General features: G+C 71.6%; 8 protein-coding genes. 4 read left to right on the top strand and 4 right to left on the bottom strand.

Features of this window, described 5'->3' with window-relative positions; translation table 11 throughout:
- Nucleotides 1-1139, bottom strand: a 1139-nt coding sequence (locus KUTG_RS29175) for a L,D-transpeptidase (RefSeq protein WP_232241014.1), incomplete at its 3' end; no start/stop codon positions are given.
- 147 nt (nt 1140-1286) lie between these two features.
- On the opposite strand from KUTG_RS29175, the gene KUTG_RS29170 reads away from it, so the two are divergent.
- Nucleotides 1287-2024 carry an SDR family NAD(P)-dependent oxidoreductase gene (locus KUTG_RS29170; RefSeq protein WP_043721263.1) on the top strand — a complete coding sequence of 246 codons (738 nt, stop codon included), beginning with the start codon at nt 1287-1289 and terminating at the stop codon, nt 2022-2024.
- Between the two features lie 12 nt (nt 2025-2036).
- Here the strand turns inward: KUTG_RS29170 and KUTG_RS64055 are convergent, their stop codons facing one another.
- The 3 genes from KUTG_RS64055 to KUTG_RS29160 form a co-directional block, all read right to left on the bottom strand.
- Complete coding sequence (locus tag KUTG_RS64055; RefSeq protein WP_232241012.1) at nt 2037-2423, bottom strand: S1 family peptidase; 387 nt, start codon at nt 2421-2423, stop codon at nt 2037-2039.
- Entirely contained in the window at nt 2414-3025 is a 612-nt protein-coding gene (locus tag KUTG_RS64050) for a hypothetical protein (RefSeq protein ID WP_232241011.1), read from the bottom strand. Before KUTG_RS64050 ends, KUTG_RS64055 begins: the two co-directional genes overlap by 10 nt.
- 109 nt (nt 3026-3134) lie before the next feature.
- On the bottom strand, nt 3135-4214 hold the full coding sequence (locus KUTG_RS29160; RefSeq protein WP_043731020.1) for a UDP-N-acetylmuramate dehydrogenase: 1080 nt from the start codon (nt 4212-4214) through the stop codon (nt 3135-3137).
- 37 nt (nt 4215-4251) lie between these two features.
- Between KUTG_RS29160 and KUTG_RS29155 the strand changes: the two genes are divergently transcribed.
- From KUTG_RS29155 to purU, 3 genes are all read left to right on the top strand, one after another.
- Nucleotides 4252-4761 carry a DUF2505 domain-containing protein gene (locus KUTG_RS29155; RefSeq protein ID WP_043731018.1) on the top strand — a complete coding sequence of 170 codons (510 nt, stop codon included), beginning with the start codon at nt 4252-4254 and terminating at the stop codon, nt 4759-4761.
- Nucleotides 4761-5591 (top strand): hypothetical protein, encoded by an 831-nt coding sequence (locus tag KUTG_RS29150; RefSeq protein WP_043721262.1) that lies wholly within the window; start codon nt 4761-4763, stop codon nt 5589-5591. The genes KUTG_RS29155 and KUTG_RS29150 overlap by 1 nt, the downstream gene beginning before the upstream one ends.
- Before the next feature lie 76 nt (nt 5592-5667).
- A complete protein-coding gene (purU, locus tag KUTG_RS29145; protein WP_043731015.1) occupies nt 5668-6543 on the top strand; it encodes a formyltetrahydrofolate deformylase in 876 nt (291 codons plus the stop codon).

Raw genomic sequence — 6543 nt, 5'->3', positions numbered from 1 at the left:
CAGGCGGCCCAGGTCATGGCCCAGTCGTAGAGGTCGCCGTCGGCGGCCGACAGGGCCACGTCCGAGCCCGTGACCTCGACGGGGTCGCCGTACATGGCGGTGCCGAAATAGGCCTGGGCGTCGGCGGTGGACAGGTTGACGCAGCCGTGGGTGACATTGCTGTTGCCCTGCTCACCCACGGTGTTGGGGTTGGCGTGGATGAACTCGCCGTTGTTGGAGATCCGCACCGCCCAGCGCTCGTGGGCGTGCTCGTAGTACGGCGGGTTGGACATGTCCTTGTCCTGCCACTTCTCGGTCACGATGTGGGTGCCGGACCGGGTGACCCGGTCCTGGCTCGCGCCGGAGCCCATGCTGGCCTCGTAGGTGGCGACGGTGGCGCCGTCCCGGATCACGGTCATCTTGTGCGAGTTCACGTCGGCCCGCACGATCTGGGACCGGCCGATGGTGAAGCCCAGCGTCAGGTTGGCCTTGCCGTAGTTGTTGTCGCCCAGGGGCACGCCGTACAGATTGGCGGCCACGGAGACCTTGCTGCCGGCCTTCCAGTACTCCTGGGTGCGGTAGTGCGCGCGCGAGCCCTGGTCGTTGTCGGGCAGCCAGCCCCAGGCCCCGACGTCGCCCTGGTCGGACTTCACGGTCAGGGCCTTCTCCACGGCGGCCCGGGCCTTCTCGTCGACGTGCCCGGCGAACTGGAGCACGATCGGCGCGGCCACGCCGACGGTGGCGCCGTCGTCCAGGTTGAGCGAGCCACGGATCAGCGTGCCCGGCGCGACGGTGGTGAAGCTGCCGTGCAGCGGGGTGGCCTTGCCGTCGGCGTTCACGGCCTCCCCGCTGTAGGTGTAGGTCTGTCCGAAGTCCAACGGCGCGCTGTTGGTCCAGCTCGCGCGGTCGGGGGCCGCGACACCCTCGACGGCCTTGCCGCCGGCGTCGACCAGCTTGATGTCACGGACCGTGCCGCCGACCGCCGTAAGGATCACCGGCGTGTTGACGGTCACCCCCTTGGTCCCGTCGAACGGCGTGGCCGTCAGCTTGGCCGGTGGCGCAGGCGGTTTGGCGGAAGTTGTGCCGATGGCCGTCAGCCCCCCGCCGCCCGAACAGCCCGCGAGCACCAACGCCGCCGCGACCACCAGACCCGCTCTCACCCGGGCACCCGTACCCACCATCGCCTCCCACGTTGCTCCCCATCAAGACGACGTCTGATCATGTGAATCGGTACCGGAAAGTGCCTGTGAGGTTGCTCACCGGCCACCGGTGGCGGGCATCCAGCCCCAGGCGAGAGGATCGAAGGCGTGAGCACTCAGCCCCCCATCGCAGTCGTCACCGGAGCCAGCTCGGGCATCGGCGAGGCCACCGCCCGCCGCCTGGCCGCCGAGGGCTTCCACGTCGTGCTCGGCGCGCGCCGCTTCGACCGGATCAAGGCGATCGCCGCCGAGATCGACGGCACGCCGCTGTCGCTGGACGTGACCGACGTCGAGTCCGTGGCGGCGTTCACCGACCAGATCGCCGAGGCGAACGTCCTGGTGAACAACGCGGGCGGGGCGTTCGGCCTCGAACGCGTGGACGCCGCGGACGAGGACAACTGGCGCCGGATGTGGGAGACCAACGTCATCGGCACGCTGCGGCTGACCAAGGCCCTGCTGCCCAAGCTGATCGCCTCCGGCAACGGCCACGTCGTCACGGTCACCTCGATCGCCGCGCAGGAGATCTACGACGGCGGCGCGGGCTACACCGCGGCCAAGCACGCCCAGTCGGCCCTGCACCGCACGCTGCGCGGCGAGGAGCTGGGGCAGCCGGTCCGGTTCACCGAGGTCCTGCCGGGCCTGGTGGAGACGGAGTTCTCGGTCGTGCGCTTCGACGGCGACGCGGACCGGGCGGCCGGCGTGTACAAGGGCCTGACGCCGCTGGTGGCCGACGACGTGGCGGACGTCATCGCCTTCGCCGTGACCCGGCCGCCGCACGTGAACCTGGACCAGATCGTCATGAAGCCGCGGGCCCAGGCCTCGGCCACGCGATCCCACCGCGACTGAACAACCGGGCGACTAGTCGGTGATCAGGTCGACGTCCAGCTGGTCGAGGACTTTCCCGATGGGGCCGGCGAAAGCGACCGTGCCCGAGGGGTTGCCGGCCACGTAGAGGCCGACCACCCGGTTGTCGGAATCGACCACGGCGGAGCCGGAATCGCCGTAGTCGCCCAGCACACCGCCGACGGCCTCGATGCGGATCTGGTCCCGCAGGACCCGAACGCCGAGGCCGTCGCGGTAGTCCAGCAGCACGGTGGCGTCGACGGACGTGATGCGACCGGTGGTCAAACCCGTGGTGCGACCGCGTTTGCGCACCACGGTCCCCCGCACGGCGGCGGCAGTTCCCGTGACCGCGCCGATGTCCACAATGGACGGACGGTACGCGCGTCCGGGCGTCAGCAGCACGGCCGCGCCGTCGACGGAGCCGGAAAGCGCTGCGCGACACAGTGAACCGACCGTGTCACGAGGACTGGCACCACTGTCCACACGGGACGGATGCACCATCTCGTCGCCGACCGACCAGGGTCGTCCACGCACGCGGCGTGAAAAGTGGTCAGCCCCATGACCTGCCCGTTGCCGGTCCGGTCGGTCCCCGCGCCCAGGGTGCCCACGATGGCGTACTCGCCGGGACGCGGGGCCTCGGGCGGCGACAGCAGAACCGTCCGCCACGGACCCATGCTGATGCCACCGAGCACCTGACGATGTCGCTCCGCACCGCGAGCGGGCGGGAACTCGGCGTCCAGCAGGGCCCGGTGCAGCACGACGTCATCGGCGACGACGTCGGTCGCGATGCCCTCGATCTCGGCCGGCACCAGGTCGGCCGGCCGCACCGCCGAGTGCTTGCGCCGCACGTACACCACGATGCCGACCTGCCCGGTGCGCCGGCCCCCGGTGATCTTCTCGCCGATGTCCACGCCGACGACTCCCCGGCAGGACAGCAGATCCACCTCGACCCGGCGCTTGACCGGCCGGATTCCGGCCCGCACCAGCTCGTCCGCAGTGGTCATCGCGACCTCCTCGCCAGCGCATGTCCCCCTCAAACATGAAAACACGCGGGGTGAGTGTCAGATGACTCATTGTCACTCGTTCAGCGGCGGCCGAACGGGTTGTTCCTGGTCAGAGCCGGCAGCCGACCATCACGGGCTCGGCCAGCAACCGCACGCCGAACGCCGTCAGCACGCCGTCGCGCACCTCGCGGGCCAGCTCCAGCAGGTCGCCGGTGGAGGCCTCGCCCCGGTTGGTCAGGGCCAGTGTGTGCTTGCCGGACAGCGAGACCCGGCCGTCGGCGGCCCGGTGGCCCTTGCCGAAGCCGGCCCGCTCGATCAGCCACGCCGCCGAGAGCTTCGTCTGCCCGGGACCGCCCGGGTACTGAGGCACCGTCGCATCCGCGCCGACCCGGGCCACGATCTTGGCCAGCACGCCCGGCAGCTCGGCGTCGTCGACGATCGGGTTGGTGAAGAACGATCCCGCGCTCCACGTGTCGTGGTCCTCGGGGTCGAGCACCATGCCCTTGCCCCGGCGCAGCTCCAGCACGGCCGCGCGGGCGTCGGCGACGGGAACACGGGACCCCAGCTCGACATCGAGCACCCGGGCCAGCTCCGCGTACCGGACGGGGGCGGACCGGCCGCCGTCCTGCAGCGCGAACCGGGCCCGCAGCACCACCGCGGAGTCGGTGCCCTTGAGCACGCTGGACCGGTAGCTCAGCCCCAGGTCCTCGGCCTGCACCTGGTGCACCCGGCCGCTGCGGCGGTCCAGCAGGTCCACCGAGGTCAGCAGGTCGGCGATCTCCACGCCGTACGCGCCGACGTTCTGCACGGGCGTCGCGCCGACCTGGCCCGGGATGCCGGACAGGCACTCCAGCCCGCCGAGACCCTGCTCCACGGAGAAGGCGACCGTGCGGTCCCAGTCCTCGCCGGCCTCGATGGTCAGCTCCACCCGCCCGTCGGCCAGCCGGTCGAAGGACCGTCCCTCGGTCGCGATGTGCACGACCAGGCCCGCGAAGCCTTCGTCGGCGATGACCACGTTGGACCCGCCCCCGAGCAGCAGCAGCGACTCGCCCGCCTGATCGGCGGCCCGCACCGCGTCGACGACGTCGGATGCGCTGGTGGCCGGCAGGAAACGGGCAGCCGGACCGCCCAGCCGCAGCGTCGTGTGCCGACTCAGCGGTACGGACGTGCGAACTTCGGTGCTGGACAGGGGGGTGGTCACGGACGTCAACGGTAGCCTCCGCGGCATGGCACGCCGCATTGAGCACCAGGCGACGACCCGGTGGACCGCCGACCAGGTCCACGCCGCCCTGGTGGATCCGACCTACCTGCGCGACCGCTTGAGCAAGCTCGGCGGCACCGACGCCTCCCTGCTGGACCACCAGGTCAACGGGGAGAAAGTGAGCTTGCGGCTGCGGCACGGGGTGCCGGCCACCGAGCTGCCCTCGGCGGTGCGCGCGTTCCTCAAGGGCGACCTGGTGATCGAGCGCACAGAGGAGTGGGACCGCAACGGCGACGGCGGCTGGCTGGGCCGCGTGCAGGCCGGCATCCCGGGTGTCCCGGGTCACATCCGGGGCGCGATGCGGCTGTCCGAGGCGCCGGCCGGCGGGTCGCTGATGGAGATGCGCGGCGAGGTGTCGGTGAGCATCCCGTTCGTCGGCGGCAAGGTCGAGGAGGTCGTCTCCGGCCAGATCGTGAAGCTGCTGACCAAGGAGTTCGAGCACACCACGGCCTGGTTGGACGAGCACCAGAGCTGATGGCCAAGCAACCACGGCTGGCGGCCGGCCGCGCCCGCGCGCTGGGGCTGCCGACCCGAGGCACCACCAACCCGAACCGGCTGCGGCGGGTCGACCGCTGGATGGTCGGCAGCGCCGCCGTCCGGGAGGCGCTCGTTCCCGGCGCCCTGGTCGTCGACCTCGGCTACGGCGCGACGCCGGTGACGACCGTCGAGATGGCGGCCCGGCTCCGGACCGTGCGCCCCGACCTGCGCATGGTCGGCCTGGAACTGGATCAGGAGCGGGTGGCGGCGGCCTCGGATGCCGCCGACCCGCCGCTGCTGGCGTTCCGACGCGGCGGCTTCGAGCTGGCCGGGCTCCGGCCCGTGCTGGTGCGGGCGTTCAACGTGCTGCGGCAGTACTCCGAGGAGGACGCGCTGCAGGCGTGGGACGGCCTTCGCGGCCGCCTCGCGCCGGGCGGGCTGCTCGTCGAGGGCACGTGCGACGAGATCGGGCGTCGGTGCTGCTGGGTGCTGCTCGACGAGACCGGTCCGCTGACGTTCACCGTCGCCTGCAAGCCCTCGGACCTCGAGACGCCGTCCGACGTGGCCGAGCGGCTGCCCAAGGCCTTGATCCACCGCAACGTGCCCGGCGAGCGGGTGCACGACCTGTTGGCGGCCCTGGACGACTGCTGGGCGACCGCCGCCCCGTACGCGCCGTTCGGGCCGCGGGCGCGCTGGGTGGAGACGTGCCGGATGGTGGCCGAGCGGGGCTGGCCGGTGCTGGACGACCGGCGGCGCTGGCGGCTGGGCGAGCTCACGGTGCCCTGGTCGACGGTCGCGCCGGCCTCAACGCCAGGATCGGTCCCTTGATCTTGGTCGGCGGCCGGTTCGGCCGGTCGTTTCCGGTCAGCGTCGCCGTGTGGTGATCTCTGCCAGAATCTTCGGGGTGTCCTCCACCGAACGCCGCTACGTGATCAGCCTGGGCTGTCCCGACCGCACCGGCATCGTCGCCAAGATCGCCGGCTTCGTGGCCGACTCCGGCGGGTGGATCGTGGAGGCCGCCTATCACACCGACCCGACGACGAACTGGTTCTTCACGCGGCAGGAGGTGCTGGCCTCCTCGCTGCCGTTCGACGTGCGGGAGCTGTCGGCGCGGTTCGCGGGCGTGGCCCGGGAGCTGGGGCCGCGGGCGGACTGGCGGATCACCGACACGGGCGAGCGCAAGCGGGCGGTGATCCTCGTGTCGCGGGAGGGGCACTGCCTGTACGACCTGCTCGGCCGGGTCTCCTCGGGCGAGCTGGACGTGGAGATCACCTCGGTGATCGGCAACCACCGGGAGCTGGCCGGCATCACCGAGGCCCACGGCATCCCGTTCCACCACGTGACGTTCCCGGTCGGCGACGCCGACGGCAAGGCGGCCTCGTTCGCGCAGCTGCGGCAGCTGGTGGACAGCCACCAGCCGCACGCGATCGTGCTGGCGCGGTTCATGCAGGTGCTGCCGCACGAGCTATGCATGGCGTGGGCGGGTCGCGCGGTGAACATCCACCACAGCTTCCTGCCGTCCTTCGTCGGCGCGAAGCCGTACCACCAGGCCCACACCCGTGGCGTGAAGCTGGTCGGTGCGACCTGCCACTACGTGACGGCGGAGCTGGACGCGGGCCCGATCATCGAGCAGGACGTGATCCGGGTCAGCCACAGCGACTCGGACCGGGACATGGTCCGCAAGGGCCGCGACATCGAAAAGGTCGTGCTGGCCCGCGGGCTGCGCTGGCACCTGGAGGACCGCGTCCTGGTGCACGGCAACCGCACGGTGGTCTTCTAA

The sequence above is a fragment of the Kutzneria sp. 744 genome (assembly GCF_000568255.1).
Taxonomy (GTDB): Bacteria; Actinomycetota; Actinomycetes; order Mycobacteriales; family Pseudonocardiaceae; genus Kutzneria.
Note: the sequence above shows the minus strand (reverse complement) of the source record. Positions and strands in the feature narration are given on the sequence as shown.

Excerpts from the sequence above, each read along its gene's own strand:
- KUTG_RS64050 (WP_232241011.1), bottom strand. The coding sequence starts at position 3,025 with ATGACCACTGCGGACGAGCTGGTGCGGGCCGGAATCCGGCCGGTCAAG.
- KUTG_RS29155 (WP_043731018.1), top strand. The coding sequence starts at position 4,252 with ATGGCACGCCGCATTGAGCACCAGGCGACGACCCGGTGGACCGCCGAC.
- KUTG_RS29150 (WP_043721262.1), top strand. The coding sequence starts at position 4,761 with ATGGCCAAGCAACCACGGCTGGCGGCCGGCCGCGCCCGCGCGCTGGGG.